We start from the raw sequence: 2,434 nt of genomic DNA on the forward strand, positions 1-2,434 counted from the left end.
TGCTTGTCGTCCTGGATGGCATTGCCATCGCGATCGGTGGCGCCGATGGCTTGCAAGTGTTGTTGCAACGCTTGCACGGCGGCGCCGCGGTCGCCGGGCTCCAACTGATGTGCCATGGTCAGCGGGAAGTATGGTGCGTTCGCCGCTGGCTGGGTGTACCGCATCGGCTCGTCGGCAGCTTGGCGCTGTTCGTGTTGGGCCGACCGGGCGTCCTGGCGTTGGCGCTGTTCGTGTTCGTGTTCGTGTTCGCGTGGCTGCGCATCCATAGCCTGATGGTGCAACTGCGCCTGTTGCTGCATGAGCTGGTGTTGCCGCTCGCGCGCGGCCTGCGCCTGCTGTTCCTGCTGTTGCAACTGTGCGATCCGCGCCTGTTCCTGCATGTCCACGCTGGCCGATTTTTCCTGGGCTGCGGTGTTGTGATTGGACGTTGGCGCATGTGGCTGCGAGTGCGCTTGCACCAGGGGTGATGCGTGCTGCTGCGCCTGCTGGATGCGTTCCTGGTGCTGTTGAGCGATGTGGTCTTCCTGCATCGGCGTGTGCTTGTCCATGGCCAGGAGCAGCATGGCGGACGTGGCAGCGGATGATGAGGATGAAGAGGCGGAGGACGTGTCCGCGTTCGTCGATGTGGGAGGGTTGGACGCGGCTGGCGCGCTGTGCGGGAACCACTGGCCCGGATGCGTCAACGTGTCGTAGGCTTGCCCGGCGGTGCGTTCAACCGAGTCGATGTCGCGCGAGACGCTGTGCTTGGCTGCGTCGTAGGCCTGTTCCGCCCGTGCCTGGAGCGCCTGCGCAGTGACCTGCTGAAGCGCCGCGCTCAGCGCCTCGCGGTCCCGATGGACGTCCAGGTGAAATTGATCGAAAGCGGCCTTGTTGTGCGCGTACTGTTGTTGGTGCTGCGCCAGCCTGTCCGGCGCCAGCACGCTCTGCGGACCAGTGAAATGGGTGCCGCTGTGATCGCCCAGGCGCATCGCCCGCAACGGATTGGGCGGCTCGGCACCAGGGCTGGCAGCGAGATAACGTCCTGTCCGGAGCGCTTGCACATCCTCTGCGCTGGCCAGGATCACCACCATGCCGTAATGGCGGCTGGCCGCGCTCACGACGTCACCCGCCATCACGTAATTGGTCACCTGCCTGCCACCCTCCGGCACGTGGTGGCTCAGACTCACCGCACCGTAGGCATTGAACGTGGCGCCACGCAGACCAAACTCCGCCGCCTCGATCTGCGCCAGTGCGCCGCCGAGGGAGTGACCGGCGACGGTGATGTGGTCTTTGGAAATGCCTTGCTGCTGCGCCTTGTCGAGCATTTCCCGGGTGAAGGCATCGGCGGCTGCCTTCTGCGGATTGACCCGATCCCGCACCATCGTGAGGTCGGCGATTGCATCCGACACGGTGGTGCGCGTGTGATGCAGCAGGTCCCTGGGCTGCGGTGTTGTGATTGGACGTTGGCGCATGTGGCTGCGAGTGCGCTTGCACCAGGGGTGATGCGTGCTGCTGCGCCTGCTGGATGCGTTCCTGGTGCTGTTGAGCGATGTGGTCTTCCTGCATCGGCGTGTGCTTGTCCATGGCCAGGAGCAGCATGGCGGACGTGGCAGCGGATGATGAGGATGAAGAGGCGGAGGACGTGTCCGCGTTCGTCGATGTGGGAGGGTTGGACGCGGCTGGCGCGCTGTGCGGGAACCACTGGCCCGGATGCGTCAACGTGTCGTAGGCTTGCCCGGCGGTGCGTTCAACCGAGTCGATGTCGCGCGAGACGCTGTGCTTGGCTGCGTCGTAGGCCTGTTCCGCCCGTGCCTGGAGCGCCTGCGCAGTGACCTGCTGAAGCGCCGCGCTCAGCGCCTCGCGGTCCCGATGGACGTCCAGGTGAAATTGATCGAAAGCGGCCTTGTTGTGCGCGTACTGTTGTTGGTGCTGCGCCAGCCTGTCCGGCGCCAGCACGCTCTGCGGACCAGTGAAATGGGTGCCGCTGTGATCGCCCAGGCGCATCGCCCGCAACGGATTGGGCGGCTCGGCACCAGGGCTGGCAGCGAGATAACGTCCTGTCCGGAGCGCTTGCACATCCTCTGCGCTGGCCAGGATCACCACCATGCCGTAATGGCGGCTGGCCGCGCTCACGACGTCACCCGCCATCACGTAATTGGTCACCTGCCTGCCACCCTCCGGCACGTGGTGGCTCAGACTCACCGCACCGTAGGCATTGAACGTGGCGCCACGCAGACCAAACTCCGCCGCCTCGATCTGCGCCAGTGCGCCGCCGAGGGAGTGACCGGCGACGGTGATGTGGTCTTTGGAAATGCCTTGCTGCTGCGCCTTGTCGAGCATTTCCCGGGTGAAGGCATCGGCGGCTGCCTTCTGCGGATTGACCCGATCCCGCACCATCGTGAGGTCGGCGATTGCATCCGACACGGTGGTGCGCGTGTGATGCAGCAGGTCTGGA

The 2,434-nt window shown here is 65.3% G+C and carries 1 protein-coding gene and 1 pseudogene; one reads left to right on the forward strand and one right to left on the reverse strand.

Features of this window, described 5'->3' with window-relative positions; all coding sequences use genetic code 11:
- Positions 1 to 1,388: pseudogene (locus XANALMUS060_RS20335) on the reverse strand (hypothetical protein); the annotation flags it as partial.
- 301 nt (positions 1,389 to 1,689) lie between these two features.
- Here XANALMUS060_RS20335 and XANALMUS060_RS23140 point away from each other — a divergent pair.
- A partial coding sequence (locus tag XANALMUS060_RS23140) for a hypothetical protein (protein WP_343122995.1) occupies positions 1,690 to 2,434 on the forward strand: 745 nt, incomplete at its 3' end.

Origin of the sequence: Xanthomonas sp. MUS 060 (assembly GCF_000963215.1) — a bacterium.
In the GTDB taxonomy this organism is placed as follows: Bacteria; Pseudomonadota; Gammaproteobacteria; order Xanthomonadales; family Xanthomonadaceae; genus Xanthomonas_A.